Below are 16,302 nucleotides of genomic sequence, written 5' to 3'. Positions count from 1 at the left end.
TATGCTATTTAACTCAATAGAATTTGCCTTTTTTCTACCCATAGTTTTCTTTATTTATTGGTTTTTATATAAGAATAAAACTAAATATCAAAACATTTTAATAGTTGTCACTAGTTATGTTTTTTATGGATGGTGGGATTGGAGATTTTTATCCTTGATAGCGTTTAGTACTTGTGTTGATTATCTAATAGGTGTATCATTAGGTGGTCAAAACAATGAACGCAAAAGGAAAGTTTTTCTTTATGTCAGTGTGCTGGTTAATCTGGGTTTTCTAGGAGTTTTTAAATACTATAATTTTTTCATTGATAACTTTATGAGTGCATTTACTTTTTTTGGTACAAAAATAAATGTTACTTCATTAAATATTATTTTACCAGTAGGTATTAGTTTTTATACTTTTCAAACATTAAGCTATACAATTGATGTTTATAAACATAACCTCAAGCCAACTAAAGATTTTATAGCTTTTTCTGCCTTTGTTAGCTTTTTTCCTCAACTGGTTGCTGGACCTATAGAGCGGGCGACTAACTTGTTACCTCAATTTTATGAAAAGAGAAAATTTGAATATACAAAAGCGGTAGATGGTTTAAGACAAATTCTTTGGGGTTTATTTAAAAAAATAGTAATAGCAGATAATGCCGCTGTAGTTGCGAATCAAATTTTTAACAGTTCATCAGAATATTCAGGTAGTACTTTAATCCTTGGAGCATTCTTTTTTACATTTCAAATTTATGGCGATTTTTCGGGTTATTCGGATATTGCAATAGGAACCTCTAGATTATTAGGGTTTGATTTAAAACAAAATTTTTCATTTCCCTATTTTTCAAGAGACATAGCAGAGTTTTGGAGGCGTTGGCACATTTCTCTATCTACATGGTTTAGAGATTATGTATATATTCCATTAGGAGGAAGTCGAGGAAGTACATGGGCAAAAACACGAAATATTTTTGTCATTTTTCTTGTAAGTGGATTTTGGCATGGAGCAAATTGGACTTTTATTGTTTGGGGAGCATTAAATGCGTTCTATTTTTTGCCGTTAATGTTTCTTAATAAGAATAGAGTTAATACCGATATTGTGGCAAAAGGTAAATCAATACCTTCTTTTAAAGAAGTTATGAGTATGAGTCTAACATTTAGTTTAACAGTAGTAGCTTGGATTTTTTTTAGAGCAAATAATTTAGATCAAGCCATTACTTACATTAATGAGATATTTTCAATGTCAACTTTTTCAATGCCATACTATAGTGGGATGCTCACACCTATGCTATTGATTATATTCTTTATGATTATAGAATGGTTTGGCAGAGAAAACAAATATGCCATAGAGAAATTATTTTTTAGATATAATTTTTCAATAAGATGGATAACCTATTTAGTTTTTATTATTATGATATTTTTAAATAATAATGAGTCTCAACAATTCATTTATTTTCAATTTTGAATATGAAAAATTTCTTAGTCAGAACGTTTTGTTTTGTTTTATGTATGCTATTAATAGCTATAATAGGTTTCATTTTACCAGCAACACCTAGAGCTTCAAAGTCGCTACTATTTGCGAAAATTAAGAAAGACTCACTTTTAGTAAATGTTGAAAAACCCAGGCTTGTTTTAGTTGGAGGCTCTAATTTAAGTTTTGGCATTAATTCTAAATTGTTAAAAGATTCGCTATTAGTAAACCCTATTAATACTGGTGTTCATGCAGGTATTGGGTTAAAGTATATGTTAGATAGCACTGAGCCCTTTGTGAAAGAAGGTGATATTATAATTGTTGCTCCAGAGTACTCCCAATTTTATGGTAATACATTTTTTGGAGGAGAAATGCTTCTTAGAACAGTTTTTGACTTAAATAGAAATGAAGTAAAAAGATTATCTATTGAGCAAATTTCTAATATCTCAAAATCTTTATTTAAATATAGCTTTTCAAAATTAAAGCCCACAGAATACTTTAATATTAAAGAGAGCGATGTTTATAATGTAAATTCTTTTAATGAATATGGTGATGTATATACTCATTGGACTATGGAGTCTAGAAAGTTTAGTCCGGATAAATATTTTTCAGAGCCATTTAATGATCATATTTTGAAAGATTTAAAAGAGTTTGAAAAGAAGGTGAAAATAAAAAAGGCTACTTTATTAGTTACATTTCCCTGTTATCAATTGAGTTCATATAATAAAAATATAAATAAAATTAAAAAAGTTGAAGAAGTATTGAAATCTCTAGATTTTTATTTGTTAGGTGATTCAAAGCGATATGTAATGTCCGAAAAAATGATGTTTAACACACCATACCATTTAACAAAAGAAGGTGTAGATAATAGAACAAAATTATTAATAGAAGACCTTAAAAAAGTGATTTTAAAACTAAAAAGGACTTAAGTGATTAACATACTTAAATAGAGTTACATTCAATATAATGAATATTCCAATTATAACATTTATTCTAGGAAACCCTAGTTATTTAAAATTCACATTGAGTCAAGGAGCCATGTTTTGTGACAATATCGTTCTTATTGGCGATAGTAGTAATGAAAATACCTGCTCTTTAATTAAGCATATAAACTGCAGAGATTTATCCAGTAAAAAATCTGAATTGTTAAAAAAAATTTACACGCATAGATCTACTAATTCAATAGATTTTGATGTTAATTGCTTATTAAGATGGTTTTATATGGAAGAGTATATGGTAAAACATAAAATAGATAAGGCAGTTCACATGGATCCAGATGTGCTAATTTATGATAACATAGCAAGTACTTTATGTAAATTATATTCATCTGAAGAAATTGCATATTCAATTATGGAACGCGATTCTGAATTTGATTGGAATTGTATGGGAAGTGTTTCTTATTGGACCTTAAATGGATTACAAAGTTTTACAAATTTTATTTTAGATTATTATAAAAATAGACAAACAGAACTTGATAATTTGGCAGACAGTTTTTTTAAAATTAAGCGATATGGTGGAATATCGGATATGACATTTTTATCATTATTTCAAAGATTACATAGAGAAACTGTAAAAAATGTAGCATTAGTTCATGAAAATAAATTTACATTCGATTCTTATATAGGGACAAGTCAAAATTCAATTTTAAATGAATATGAGTCCTCTAATTTATTGGGAATTCTCACTAAGAAAGTGGTTTTAAAAAATAAAAAACCGATTTGCTTAAATTTAAAAATGAATAAAAATATTTCTTTTAAAGCGTTACATTTTCAAGGACAAACAAAGAACTTAATTGCATATTATTATATAGGTGATTTAGGTTTTATGATACGTGCAAAACATTTTGTTAAAACATTAGTCTTTTTTGTATTTAAAAAACATATTAAGAATCTTTTAACGTTGAAAACATAAGCTTTTATTATGAAAATTTTGTTTGTAACTCATTACTCTTTTTTATATGGAGCCAATAAATCTTTACTTCAATTGCTTATTGATTTAAGAGCGTATTATGGTGTTGAAGCTCTTGTAATTGTTCCCCAAAAAGGAACCTTTTCAGATCAGTTAGAAGAAAACAAAATCGATTATTTAATCTTCAGGTATTATAACTGGCTAAATGCCAATACTTTTATAAAATCTAAAACTAAACTAATATTAAATAAATTTCTTTTCAAACGAATTTTTAGTTCATTAAAACAGATTTCTTTCAGTTGTGATCTTATTCATACCAATTCAAGCGTTACCAATTTAGGGGGATATTTGTCAAAAAAAATGAAAACACCTCATGTTTGGCATATAAGGGAATACGGACAAGACGATTTTAATATTAAATACTACACAGGCATAAAGTCTGCAGGCAATTATTTTAGTTCAAATGCATCAATAGTTATTGCTATTTCTAAAGATTTAAAAAAGTACTATTCACAATATATAAATCCAGAAAAAATAAGAGTAGTATATAATGGCATTAAACTTAAAGAGAATTTTGTTAAAGAATATAACAATGATAAAGCTTTAAGAATCTGTGTTCTGGGAGTAATATCTGAAAACAAAAATCAAATAGAGGTAATAAAAGCATTATCTTATCTTAAAAACACGAAGAAGAATTCAAACTTTGTTTTATATATAGTAGGAGATGGTACAGGTAAATATATGCAGTTTTTAAAAGAGTTTGTTAAAAAAGAAAAGCTTGATAAAAATATTTTTTTCAAAGGGTACATTTCTGATGTAGATGTATTTTTAAAAACTATAGATTTAGGTGTTGTTTCATCCCAAAGAGAAGCTTTTGGAAGAGTGACTGTTGAATTTATGATGAATAAAATTCCTGTTATAGCAAGTAATACTGGGGCTAATAAAGAAATTATAGTAAGTAAAGATTTAGGATATTTATATACCCTTGGTAACTTTAAACAGCTAGCAGAAATAATTCATAATATTGATCAAAATAGGGAGGATTTAAAGTTAATTGGAAATAGTGCATATGACCACGCTGTGAATAATTTTTCTTCGAAGTTGAATACTGATAATATATTTCAAGTATATAAAGAATTAAAAAAACAATAACTAAGAGAGTAATTGTGAAAAGATTTATAATTTTTTTATTGGCTATCTTCATTTGCCCATTATGTATAGTAGATGGACAGATTGACATTAATTCTAAGTTAGAATATCTATATAGTGATATTTTATATAGCCAAGGAGTTTTATATAACGAAACTTTAACAGATTATCCAGATGAATTAAATAGAGGGTATGTAACAAACGGATTTGATGAACATTTAAATAGATTACATTCTGAAGTTTTTACACATAAAAAATTTCATAAAGGTTTAAGACTATCTTTTTTAGATAATAATCTATACTTGTCAAAAAAATCTGAAGGAAGGCTATCAGACTCTCAGCCTATATTTTCGATGAGATTTGCTACTGATTACATTGTTAAAAGAGACGCATATTCTTTAGGCTTTTGGATTAATAATAAAAAATTAAACGGTAATGGCATAGCGTTTATAAATGTTTATGGTGCTCCGTATTATTTGTCAAGTGAAAAACTAAAAACAGTTGGTAGCAAAGCGCACTTTGCGGGTAATGCGAATAATCCTTACATTTTTGAAGTACTAAAAGTTGATGGAGATTATTCATATGTTTTATATAATTTAAGTAATATGTATGATATACAATTAAAGATATATAGTGTAAGTGGTATACCAGTAAAGGAGTTTGAGATTTTAAATTTAACTTTTTTGGATGGTGCGAATCTTGATATCGACCCTTATAAGTATTATAAAAATGAAGCAGAGGTGTTAAATAGTGATAAAATAGGAAAGTTTGCTGTAGTTATAGGAGATAGCCAACACCAGGACCGAGAACTTCATAAAGTTATAGCCCAAAGAACAGGTTTATATATTATATCAATGGCTAGAGGCGGACATTCTATAAAGTATAGGTATGAAAACATTAATCAACCAAATATGTTCTGGTTTTATTCTCAAGAGTTAAAAGATGATGTTATACTCCAATTAAAAAATGTAGACTATTATATATTACCTCTATCAACAAATGATGGGGAAGGAGGAGGGGTACTAAGCAAAGCTTCAATCCAAGCAGTTATAAATAGTTATCCTTATTATGGGGATGATCCTTTGACAATATTGTCTAAACTTAATTTGTTTAATGCTATGGATGGAAAAACGAGAGAGTATATTTTTGGGTATAAACAAACATTTGCAGCATATATCATGCAGTTAAAGTTAGTTAATCCCGATGCAAATTTTTTATTATCTTCAATTCCAATTTCACTTTCTCATATGATTGGGAAACTAAACAGTGACGGTTATGGAATTTGGAAGGATGGTTGGAATGCTTCTTTGGCAAAATTGGATAAGATGCATATTTATGAAAGTATAAGAAATGATAGTAAAGACATTGCTAATTGGTTTGACGCTGATTGGGTTGATTTAAAAAATGAAGTAGGTTTGACATTTGAAAATGCACATCAATTTTGTTCAGATGGGACACATTGGTTTCCCGAAATAAAAAAGAAGGATTGGTTCTGTTTTAAGTCAAGAAATTATTAAAATGTAATATGAAACCAAAGCTATCAATTATTACAGCTAGCTATAATTCTAGCAAATCAATTAAAGAGACCATTAACTCAGTTCTTCATCAAACTATTAATGATTTTGAATACATAATAATTGATGGTAAATCAGGTGATAATACTGTTGAAATAATTCGATCTTACGAAAAAGAGTTTAAGGCTAGAGGAATAGATTACAAATGGATTTCCGAATCAGATAATGGTATTTATGATGCATGGAATAAAGGCCTACTAATAGCTAAAGGTGATTGGATTTCTTTTTTAGGATCAGATGATTCTTATTGTAAAGATGCGATCCAAACATATTCAGAGGAAATAAGTAATAATGAATTAGACTCTTTTGACTTAATTTATTCAAATGTAAAAGTAATGGATGGAGATAAGCATTTGAAGACAATAAAGGGTGTTTGGTCATGGTCAATATTTAAGAGACACATGAATATAGCACATGTTGGGGCATTTCACAACAAAGCATTTTTTATTGAACAAGGAATTTTTAATCAGTGTTATAAAATTTGTGGAGATTATGAATTATTACTAAGAGCAAAAGACAAGTTAAAAACGAAAAAAATAGATAAAATAACGTGTGTTATGTCCTATGGAGGAGTGAGTAACAGCAATGTTAAATGTGTTTTTAAGGAAGCGTTAAAGGCAAAGCATGATACAGGGGGTTTAAGTAAAATTATTTGTATTTACGATTATTATACTGATTTTGTTAAATATTATATAAGAAGGCTCTGGTATGCGATTAATAGATAAGTATATCTTATATAGTTCAATTTTTGCGTTGTTTACAGAAGCTTTTAAACTTGAATATATTATTCAATGGAAGCTTTTTTATCTAATATTAGTTGTTAATTTTTGTATATTATCAATAAAGAATAAGATTTTTCTTCACAAGAACATCGTTTTTATTTTAGGTTTTTTCTTCCTGCATGGATTGTTAATGTATGTCTTATATGATAATCCTATTACATCTCTTTTTTCTCAATTATTAGGAGTTGGCTTGTCCAGTATATATTATTATAGTTTTTTAAAAGTATACGGAACTAAGCTTGTTTTTAATGTATACGTAAATTTTGCATTTGTTATTGCTGTTTTGGCTATACCAATGTATCTTTTCAATATTGCATCGTTTGATCCAAATAGATTAAATGGGATATTGTCAGAACCAGCTCATTATGCTGTGATAATGTTGCCTGCGATGTATTTCTATTTAAAAGAAAAACATACATTTCGATTTATTGTCATATTAATTACAATACTACTTTCAAAATCTTTTCTCGGATTTTTAGGAGTTTTTTTAGTTTTTACTCTTCCAATGCTAAAAATAAAATATCTGTTTAAATATTTGGTGTTATTTATTGTTGTTTTATTCTTAATTATTGGGTTTTTTTATAAAAATTGGGATAGAAATTTGTCAGACGTGTCTGGAAATGATTTAACTTACAAAATAATTTTAAGAGTAAAACAGACATATGAATCTTTGGAAACGATAAATACAGGGAAGTTTAAACCAAATACTAATGTTAGTTCTTATGCAATAATATCAAACACTTATATAGCTAAACGTAATTTTATTGAAAACCCTTTTGGAACGGGATTAGGCTCTTACAAACCTCAATATGAGAAATATTTTAAGGATATTATTCCTCCTCCGTATATAAAAACAATTAAATTGGAAAGAATTAATAGTCAAGATGCAGCTTCTTTATTTTTAAGGTTTATGGCGGAATTAGGTATTTTTGCAATTATTTTTTTATTGATTTTTATTTTTAAAGGAGTTAAGGTTATGAGACAAGATAATATTCCAAGACAAGGAGTATTATTTTATTTAATAATTAAAATTCTTAGAGAGGGACATTATTTTCCACCTGAATTCTATTTTTTATTATTAATTTTTTTAAAGGACTTTGATGAACATCCTACATATACTAGAAGATTACTCAATATATAGCGGAGGTATTAGAACTGTAGTAAAGGAGCTAATCGAAAGATTAAATAGTTTAGAACATAAATCATATATTATTTCTTCAAATAAAGAAAAAGGAGATAACATACGTATAGTTGACTGCAAAGATGATTTTTTGTTATATTCTAAAGATTGGCAAAAAAAAATTGAGGAGATTTATGTTGATGAAAAAATAGACATATTCCACATTCATGGCGTATGGAGATATCCCCAATATATAGCTGCTAAAATTGCGCTAAAAAATAAAATTCCATATGTTCTAACACCTCATGGGATGTATGAACCATGGATATGGCAAAAAGGAAAAATTCAAAAAAAATTGTATTTTCAAATACTAGCTAAAAGAGTTTTTTCTAAGTCAAGTAAAATCCATGCTATCACTAATGATGAGAAATTACATTTGGCCAAAATATTTAAGGGTGCTGATTTCGTTGAAATCCCAAATTTAATTGATCATAATTTGAATAAAGGAATAAACAGGATTACCGATTCTGAAAAATACGTTCTTTATGTGGGTAGATTAGATAAAAAAAAGGGAATCGATATCTTAATTAATGCGTTTAGTAAATTAAATCCAGAGGGTGTAAAATTGAAAATAGCAGGGCCTTTTAATGATTATAAACATATTTTAGATAAATTGGTTGAAAAAAATAATGTATCAGATAAAGTAGAATTTTTAGGGTTGGTTAAAGGATCAGAAAAAGTCGAACTATTTACGAATGCCTTTGCTTTTGTAGCCCCTTCACATTCTGAGGTTGTAGGAATGGTAAACTTAGAAGCTGCGGTATATAAAACCCCTGTGATAACGACGTATCAAACAGGATTAAACAGATTATGGGGCAAAAATGGAGGTATACTGATTAACCCATCTGAAAAAGAACTTTATGAAGCATTAAATAAGATTTTGCAGTGGTCTATTGAAGAAAGAAATTATAATGGGGAAAAGCTTTATAATTTTGTTTTAGAGCATTATTCTTGGGAAAAAAGGCTGAGCGATTGGGATAAACTTTATAATAACATATCTTAAAATGAATTTCAATTGAGCAAAACAAATATTTCTCTAAATTTTTTGAAACCTATTAGAGTTTTAAAAGGATCGACATGCCTTTCCTTTATAATGCTTGCCGCATTTCCATTAATGAAGGAAAATATTAACTCTATTACAATAATTATTGCTGCATTTTTTGTTTTATTAAATACTATTATTTTTAAAAAAACATTAATGTTTAATAAACAACTTTTATTGTTTACACTAATCTTTTGGTTATTCTTTTTCCATGAATTTTTGACTATGGATTTTAATATCAAAAGAGTCTTATTGCATTTGCCTTTTTTAGTTTTTCCTGTTTTATTTCATTTTAAGCCAGATTATTTAGATAAGACAATTATGGAAATTTCTATAATTGTCTTCCAGGGATCAGTATCATTGGCAAGTTGTTGTTATTTGGTCCATTTTCTTGGTGAGTATAACGTCGATAAGTTGTTTTTTATAGACAAATATAATATACCTTTATTTAGAGATTTTATTTTTAGGAATTCACCTTTACATATTCATCCTACTTATTTTTCTTCCTTTCTTCTGGTAAGCTTTACCGTATCTGCTTATAAAACCCTTAGAAAAAAAACAAATCTAAAATTCACTTTAGTAAATGTTTTTAATGTAGTTTTTACAACGTTTATGATTTTTTTGTTTAGCAGCAGAATTATTATCCTTTTATTATTTATAACAATATTTGCTTTATTACTACTTTTCTTAAAAAGCTTTAATGAAAAAAAGATTTGGTTTTATTCTATTTTAATCAGCTTGTTCATTATAATGACTTTGTTGCCTTTCAAGCAAATATTGTCACAAAGATTTAATGAGGTATTAACGGATTACAAGAGGCCTGTGAAAGAAAATTATCATAACTCTACCAATATGAGGATAGCTATTTTGAAATGCTCATTTGTTTTAATGGAAAATCTTCCACTATTTGGATATGGAGATGAACTCCAAAGTAACCTAAACTTTTGTTACGAAAACTCATTTAACAGTAATTTCTCAAAAAACAAGAACTATAATACTCATAATTATTATTTAAATCTTGTTTTATATGGAGGCTGGTTTTTTGTATTATTTTTTCTGAGTTATATAATTCTAGTGATTAGAAAAATTAGGGGATCAACATTAGCGCTTTTATTGTTGTTTCAATTGTTGATTGTTAATTTATCTGAAAACTATTTGTCTAGGCATTATGGCATAGTGACATTTAATTATTTTATTTGCCTTTTATATTTTTTCAGTGACGAGAAAATATCATTTTTGAATGCAGGTGTAAAAAATTGATTTACAGATATTATGTTTCTTCGAATATTATGGTAATACTATTTAATCATTAAATACACTTTTTTAATATCTCAGTATATTATAATTTTTTAATTAATAAAGAAATTGAAATCCATATGAGGTAAATAATGAATTACATAAGATAATCGTTTAGACACTTAGCGTAGTCTAATAATATAGAAAAAGAATTATATCTAGTAAGGAGGAGTGTTAATTTTTACTTAAATAATATATGCAAAACTTAAAATTATATAAAACACCTAAAGATTTTAGAGGAAGGTCTAAAGCTTTTGTTCAAATATGGTGGGCGGTTCAAGCATTACTTTTTAGACCGTCACCGCAATTATTGTATGGTTGGAGGCGGTTTTTGCTAAGACTTTTTGGTGCGAGAATAGGAAAAAATGTAATTATTAGGCCCACAGTGCAAATTGTATACCCATGGAAAGTCTCAATAGGTGATTACAGTTGGATAGGCGATGATGTGAATTTATATAGCTTGGGAGAAATTAACATCGGGGAAAACACGGTAATATCTCAAAAGTCTTATCTCTGTACGGGTACACATGATTATAAAAGAAAGGACTTTCCAATTAGAAATGCAAAAATAATAATAGAAAATAATTGTTGGATTGCTACAGATGTATTTATCGCCCCGGGCATTACAATAGGTAAGGGTACTGTTGTTGGAGCTAGAAGTAGTGTTTTTAATGACCTCCCAGAAATGAAAATATGTATAGGTAATCCCGCAAAGCCAATAAAAGATAGAGAAATTGAATAAAATAACATTAATAAGTGGGTACTATTACCCGGAAGATACAGCTATAGGTTTATATAACAAACAAATGGTAGATTATCTCACTGGTATGGGCTATGATGTGAATATAATTACGGGTTTTCCAAGCTACCCTCAATGGAAAATAAGAGATGATTATAAAAAGAAAAAAACCTTTTTAAAAGAAAAAGATGGTAATAGTACTATATATAGGTATAAACAGTACGTGCCTTCTAAGCCAACTTTTTTTAAAAGAATATTATTACTATTAGATTTTACACTAGGATCTTTTATCAATGTATTTAAAATAAAAGAGTGTGATATTGTTATTAGTGTTGTGCCTCATACTAGTACAATTTTTCTTGGCTGGATTTTAAAACGAAGAAGAAAAGCTAAATTATGGAATCATATACAAGATTTCGAATTTGATGCTGTAAAGGAAACAGGGCTAACTTCAGGAGATAATATTATTAAAAAAAGTCTATTTAATCTTTTATTCAGGATGGAGAAAAGGCTATTAAATCAGGGGGATATTAACAGTACAATTAGCCATAGAATGATTAGCCATCTTAAAGATAAATCGAATTCGGATTCATTTTATTTTCCAAATTGGATAGATGTAAGTAAAATAAACCCCTCTAATTACGAAACACATGATTATTTAAAATCCTCAAGATTTAAAATTCTTTATTCTGGAAATATTGGTGATAAACAAGATTGGGACTTCTTTGTTTTATTTGCTAAGAAATTGATGAATCTTGAAGTGGAAATTTTAGTTGTTGGAGATGGAGCTAAAAGGGAATGGCTATGCGATAATATTAGGAACTTTGATAATGTTAAATATTACCCTCCTGTGAAGTATAGCGAATTATCTAGTTTATTATGTAGTGCAGATTTACATATTTTATTTCAGAAAAACAATGTCGTAGATTCTGTTATGCCCTCTAAATTGCTAGGAATGATGGCTAGTTCCAGACCATCATTGATTACGGGTGGAGACGGGTCTGAGGTCAAGGTTGTTGTAAATAATTCTAATGGAGGTGTTTATCTATCAAATGTAGATGTTGAAGAATGTGTTTCAGTCGTAAAAAGTTTGTTGAACTCAAAAGAAAAGTTATTGGATTTAGGGTTAAATGCCAGAAATTATATAGTTAAACATTTTTCTTCAAATGAAGTACTTCAAAGTTTCGAAAATAAACTGTCTGAAATAGTCTAAAATATAATTTTAATAGGTGTAAAACTAGTGACCTTCTTCTATTTTTTTGAGATAAATTAAATTCTGATAGCATTTTGAGTGACAAAAACGCTTGTTTTTTGACTAAAAAATTAAAACAAGTTTTTCTCACAATTAAATCGTGATTGTTTAATTATAATTATATTTTATGAAATGTACTTCTTCGAGAAAATTACTTCTTTGTTTGTTCAAATGAGAGTACATTATTGTTGTAGTTATTTAAAATATTAAAGTATCTTTGCTATCTGAAAAAAAAATTAATATAATGAATTAATATATGATAAAAGGAGGTTATTCTAGATGGATAAGACCAATATTGTATATAATGGATTTATTAATTATATCCCTTTTGTCTTATTTTTCCTTAACTAAGAGTTTAACGGATATAGTTTTTTTTGCAGCCTTTTGGGTCGTTCTTTCCACTTTTTTTTCGTTTTATGAAGTTTATAGATTTACGAAAATTGTCAAGGTTGTTTCCTTATTGTTTAGGTTAATATTAGTTTTAGGGCTAACTACTACATCATATTTTTATATCATCAAATCTGAAATTTCTCCTGAGGAAATTATTAATTTTTTATTAGTGCTCTTTTTTGCTTTTGGAGCTTGGAGGGTGTTTTTGCATGGTTTTTTGAAAAAATATAGGCTGATAACTGGGAGCAATTATAAACAAGTTATCATAATAGGATCTAATGAATCAACCAGACGATTGGAGAAATTTTTTCAAAATCAAAGATCATATGGATATAGATTTTTAGGTTATTTTACTGATAAAGATGAAAATGAAAAACAAGGGAGTATTAAAAGCAGTTTTAATTTTATAATTGAAAACTCAATAGATGAAGTTTATTGTTCTGTTAATGAACTAAACAATGATCAAATCAAAGAATTTATAGAATTCTCTGATGTCAATATAAAAACCTTAAAATTCATTCCAGATAATAAAGAAATATATACTAAGGCTTTATATTTAAATCATTATGATTTGATGCCCATTTTATCTTTGCGTAAGATTCCTTTAGATGATCCCGTGCAAAATCTAATAAAGAGAAGTTTTGATGTAGTTTTCTCGTTAGCCATAATATTTTTTGTGTTGTCTTGGCTGATTCCAATCTTGGGAACCATAATAGTGATTGAGAGTAGGGGACCGATTTTTTTTAGGCAGAATCGTCCGGGAATAAAGGAAAAAGGTTTTGGATGTTATAAATTCAGATCTATGAGCATTAATTCAAGATCGGAGGAATCGGCATCAAGGAATGATCCGAGGGTAACTAAAGTTGGGCGGTTTATCAGAAGAACAAGTATTGATGAATTGCCGCAATTTTTTAATGTATTGTTTGGTTCAATGTCTGTAGTCGGGCCAAGACCCCATTTATGGAGACAAAACGAATTATATGGTACTAAAGTTCCAAAATATATGGTCAGATATTTTGCGAAACCAGGAATTACAGGTTTGGCACAAGTTAGAGGGTACCGAGGTGAAATTGAAACGAGAGAGGATATTGTAAACAGAACGAAATATGATATTTTTTATATAGAAAATTGGTCTTTGCTTATGGACTTTAATATAATAATACAAACTGTATTAAACGTGCTTAAAGGAGAAGATAAAGCCTATTAATTATAACCTAAATCATAAAATAATTTTTAATTAAATGAAGGTAACAGTAGTTGGAACTGGTTATGTAGGACTAGTCACAGGAACGTGCTTAGCAGAAACAGGAAATGAAGTGCTTTGCATTGATATAGATGAAAATAAAATTAATAAAATGAGAGAGGGAGAAGTTCCTATATATGAACCTCATTTAGATGTATTATTTCATAGAAACATTAAAGCTAATAGACTCGACTTCTCAACGTCCTTAGAAGAAGGGCTGGAACATGGAGATATTATATTTTTAGCCTTACCTACACCTGAGGATGAGGATGGTTCGGCTGATTTGTCCTATGTGTTGGGTGTGGCTAAATCAATTGGAAAGATAATAAATAAATATAAAGTAATAGTTGATAAAAGTACGGTTCCAGTTGGCACAGCTGAAAAAGTGAGAGCAGTTATTGCGGATGAAGCTAGTGTCGATTTTGACGTTATATCTAACCCGGAATTCCTAAGAGAAGGTTTTGCCGTAGATGACTTTCTAAAGCCGGAGCGTATTGTAATTGGTTCGAATTCAAGTAGAGCAACAGAAATGATGGAAAAGCTTTACAAACCTTTTGTAAGGTCTGGAAATCCAATTATTATTATGGATGAGAAATCAGCAGAACTTACAAAATATGCGGCCAATTCTTTTTTAGCGACTAAAATTACTTTTATGAATGAAATTGCAAATTTCTGTGAAAAAGTGGGAGCAGATGTTGATAAGGTCCGAATTGGTATGGGAACTGATTCTCGTATTGGAAAACGTTTCTTGTTTCCAGGAATTGGTTATGGAGGTTCATGTTTTCCCAAAGATGTGAAGGCTTTGCATAAAACAGGAAAGGATTCTGAATACGATTTTAAAATATTAGAGTCAGTTATTGATGTTAATACTAAACAAAAAACAAAGCTTATTCCTAGGATAAAATCATTTTTTAAAGATGACCTTAAAGGCAAGAAAATTGCAATTTGGGGATTGGCATTTAAACCAGAAACCGATGACATAAGAGAAGCTCCGGCACTATATATGATTAATGACTTGCTGGATTTAGGTGCTACAATTACAGCATTTGATCCTGAGGCAATGCCTAATGTAGACCGAAAATTAGGGTCGAAAATTAATTTTGCAAAGACAATGTATGAAGTACTTGATCGTGCAGATGCTTTAGTGATTTGTACTGAATGGAGTATTTTTAGAACGCCTAATTTTTCAAAGTTGAAAAGTTTAATGAATCAACCTGTTATTTTTGATGGGAGAAATTTATATGATTTGGAGGAAATTAAAGGCGAAGGAATTTATTATAGTTCAATAGGGAGATAGAAATATGAATAAAAAAAGAGTATTAATAACTGGAGCAGCTGGTTTCTTAGGATCTCATTTATGCGATAAATTTGTCTCGGAAGGATTTAATGTTATCGGTATGGATAACTATATAACTGGGGATAAAAAAAACCTGGCGCATTTAATTAATAATCAGAATTTTGAGTTCATTGAGCATGATGTAACTACGTATGTAAAAATAGAGGGAAACCTTGATTACATTTTACATTTTGCTTCTCCAGCTAGCCCTATAGATTATTTAAAAATACCTATTCAAACTTTAAAGGTCGGTTCTTTAGGGACTCATAATTTACTTGGAGTAGCAAAAGCAAAAAATGCCAGAATACTTGTTGCATCCACATCAGAAGTATATGGAGATCCCTTAGTACATCCACAAATAGAGGATTATTACGGAAATGTAAATACTATAGGACCTAGAGGTGTTTATGACGAAGCGAAACGATTTCAAGAATCAATTACCATGGCTTATCATCGATTTCATGGGTTAGAAACACGTATTGTACGTATATTTAATACCTATGGTCCAAGAATGCGCCTTAATGATGGTAGAGTTATCCCTGCATTTATGGGACAAGCTTTGAGAGGAGAAAATTTAACTGTATTTGGAGATGGTTCTCAAACGCGATCATTTTGTTATGTTGATGATCAGGTTGAAGGAATATATAAGTTGCTATTATGTGATTATAACCTGCCTGTTAATATTGGGAACCCCCATGAAATAACCATTAAAGAGTTTGCAGAGGAAATCATTAAACTCACAGGGACTTCCCAAAAGATAATATATGAGGACTTACCTGTAAATGATCCGATGCAGCGACAACCTGATATAGCCTTAGCTAAAAAGTTATTAGATTGGGAACCAAAAGTAGATAGAACTGAGGGGATGAAAATAACCTTTGATTATTTTAAAAGTTTAACTGAAGAAGAACTTTATAAAAGCGAACATAAAGATTTTTCTAGTTATATTAATAAGTGATTGATT

14 protein-coding genes are annotated in these 16,302 nt (G+C 28.8%); all 14 read left to right on the top strand.

Annotated features, from left to right (window positions below; translation table 11 throughout):
• Window position 1: 1 nt before the first annotated feature.
• Window positions 2-1,441, top strand: a complete 1,440-nt coding sequence (locus tag Q4Q34_RS07110) for an MBOAT family O-acyltransferase (protein ID WP_303316569.1) — start codon at window positions 2-4, stop codon at window positions 1,439-1,441.
• Between the two features lie 2 nt (window positions 1,442-1,443).
• Entirely contained in the window at window positions 1,444-2,376 is a 933-nt protein-coding gene (locus Q4Q34_RS07105; protein WP_303316568.1) for a hypothetical protein, read from the top strand.
• A gap of 37 nt (window positions 2,377-2,413) precedes the next feature.
• Window positions 2,414-3,358 carry a hypothetical protein gene (locus tag Q4Q34_RS07100; protein ID WP_303316567.1) on the top strand — a complete coding sequence of 315 codons (945 nt, stop codon included), beginning with the start codon at window positions 2,414-2,416 and terminating at the stop codon, window positions 3,356-3,358.
• Window positions 3,359-3,367: 9 nt separating this feature from the next.
• Window positions 3,368-4,507, top strand: coding sequence for a glycosyltransferase family 4 protein (locus Q4Q34_RS07095; protein ID WP_303316566.1), 1,140 nt, complete (start codon window positions 3,368-3,370; stop codon window positions 4,505-4,507).
• A gap of 14 nt (window positions 4,508-4,521) precedes the next feature.
• Window positions 4,522-6,021: a hypothetical protein gene (locus Q4Q34_RS07090; RefSeq protein WP_303316565.1), complete on the top strand. Its 1,500-nt coding sequence runs from the start codon at window positions 4,522-4,524 to the stop codon at window positions 6,019-6,021.
• A gap of 8 nt (window positions 6,022-6,029) precedes the next feature.
• A complete protein-coding gene (locus tag Q4Q34_RS07085; RefSeq protein ID WP_303316564.1) occupies window positions 6,030-6,803 on the top strand; it encodes a glycosyltransferase family 2 protein in 774 nt (257 codons plus the stop codon).
• Window positions 6,787-8,001, top strand: a complete 1,215-nt coding sequence (locus tag Q4Q34_RS07080) for an O-antigen ligase family protein (RefSeq protein ID WP_303316563.1) — start codon at window positions 6,787-6,789, stop codon at window positions 7,999-8,001. The genes Q4Q34_RS07085 and Q4Q34_RS07080 overlap by 17 nt, the downstream gene beginning before the upstream one ends.
• Window positions 7,961-9,043, top strand: a complete 1,083-nt coding sequence (locus Q4Q34_RS07075; RefSeq protein ID WP_303316562.1) for a glycosyltransferase — start codon at window positions 7,961-7,963, stop codon at window positions 9,041-9,043. Before Q4Q34_RS07080 ends, Q4Q34_RS07075 begins: the two co-directional genes overlap by 41 nt.
• Window positions 9,044-9,133: 90 nt before the next feature.
• Entirely contained in the window at window positions 9,134-10,342 is a 1,209-nt protein-coding gene (locus tag Q4Q34_RS19630; RefSeq protein WP_408611550.1) for an O-antigen ligase family protein, read from the top strand.
• A gap of 232 nt (window positions 10,343-10,574) precedes the next feature.
• Complete coding sequence (locus tag Q4Q34_RS07070) at window positions 10,575-11,120, top strand: putative colanic acid biosynthesis acetyltransferase (RefSeq protein WP_303316561.1); 546 nt, start codon at window positions 10,575-10,577, stop codon at window positions 11,118-11,120.
• Window positions 11,113-12,330, top strand: a complete 1,218-nt coding sequence (locus tag Q4Q34_RS07065; protein ID WP_303316560.1) for a WcaI family glycosyltransferase — start codon at window positions 11,113-11,115, stop codon at window positions 12,328-12,330. The genes Q4Q34_RS07070 and Q4Q34_RS07065 overlap by 8 nt, the downstream gene beginning before the upstream one ends.
• A gap of 343 nt (window positions 12,331-12,673) precedes the next feature.
• On the top strand, window positions 12,674-13,966 hold the full coding sequence (locus Q4Q34_RS07060) for an exopolysaccharide biosynthesis polyprenyl glycosylphosphotransferase (protein ID WP_303316559.1): 1,293 nt from the start codon (window positions 12,674-12,676) through the stop codon (window positions 13,964-13,966).
• 34 nt (window positions 13,967-14,000) lie between these two features.
• Window positions 14,001-15,299, top strand: a complete 1,299-nt coding sequence (locus Q4Q34_RS07055; protein ID WP_303316558.1) for a UDP-glucose dehydrogenase family protein — start codon at window positions 14,001-14,003, stop codon at window positions 15,297-15,299.
• A gap of 4 nt (window positions 15,300-15,303) precedes the next feature.
• A complete protein-coding gene (locus Q4Q34_RS07050; protein WP_303316557.1) occupies window positions 15,304-16,296 on the top strand; it encodes a UDP-glucuronic acid decarboxylase family protein in 993 nt (330 codons plus the stop codon).
• Window positions 16,297-16,302 lie beyond the last annotated feature (6 nt).

The organism is Flavivirga abyssicola, assembly GCF_030540775.2.
GTDB classification, from domain to species: domain Bacteria; phylum Bacteroidota; class Bacteroidia; order Flavobacteriales; family Flavobacteriaceae; genus Flavivirga; species Flavivirga abyssicola.
The sequence above is the reverse complement of the archived record's forward strand: the minus strand, read 5'-3'. Positions and strand labels throughout refer to the sequence as shown.

Bases quoted from the DNA above. Each gene is read 5' to 3' on its own strand.
- Q4Q34_RS07110 (WP_303316569.1), top strand. From the start codon at position 2: ATGCTATTTAACTCAATAGAATTTGCCTTTTTTCTACCCATAGTTTTC.
- Q4Q34_RS07105 (WP_303316568.1), top strand. From the start codon at position 1,444: ATGAAAAATTTCTTAGTCAGAACGTTTTGTTTTGTTTTATGTATGCTA.
- Q4Q34_RS07100 (WP_303316567.1), top strand. From the start codon at position 2,414: ATGAATATTCCAATTATAACATTTATTCTAGGAAACCCTAGTTATTTA.
- Q4Q34_RS07095 (WP_303316566.1), top strand. From the start codon at position 3,368: ATGAAAATTTTGTTTGTAACTCATTACTCTTTTTTATATGGAGCCAAT.
- Q4Q34_RS07085 (WP_303316564.1), top strand. From the start codon at position 6,030: ATGAAACCAAAGCTATCAATTATTACAGCTAGCTATAATTCTAGCAAA.
- Q4Q34_RS07080 (WP_303316563.1), top strand. From the start codon at position 6,787: ATGCGATTAATAGATAAGTATATCTTATATAGTTCAATTTTTGCGTTG.
- Q4Q34_RS07075 (WP_303316562.1), top strand. From the start codon at position 7,961: ATGAACATCCTACATATACTAGAAGATTACTCAATATATAGCGGAGGT.
- Q4Q34_RS19630 (WP_408611550.1), top strand. From the start codon at position 9,134: ATGCTTGCCGCATTTCCATTAATGAAGGAAAATATTAACTCTATTACA.
- Q4Q34_RS07070 (WP_303316561.1), top strand. From the start codon at position 10,575: ATGCAAAACTTAAAATTATATAAAACACCTAAAGATTTTAGAGGAAGG.
- Q4Q34_RS07060 (WP_303316559.1), top strand. From the start codon at position 12,674: ATGGATTTATTAATTATATCCCTTTTGTCTTATTTTTCCTTAACTAAG.
- Q4Q34_RS07055 (WP_303316558.1), top strand. From the start codon at position 14,001: ATGAAGGTAACAGTAGTTGGAACTGGTTATGTAGGACTAGTCACAGGA.
- Q4Q34_RS07050 (WP_303316557.1), top strand. From the start codon at position 15,304: ATGAATAAAAAAAGAGTATTAATAACTGGAGCAGCTGGTTTCTTAGGA.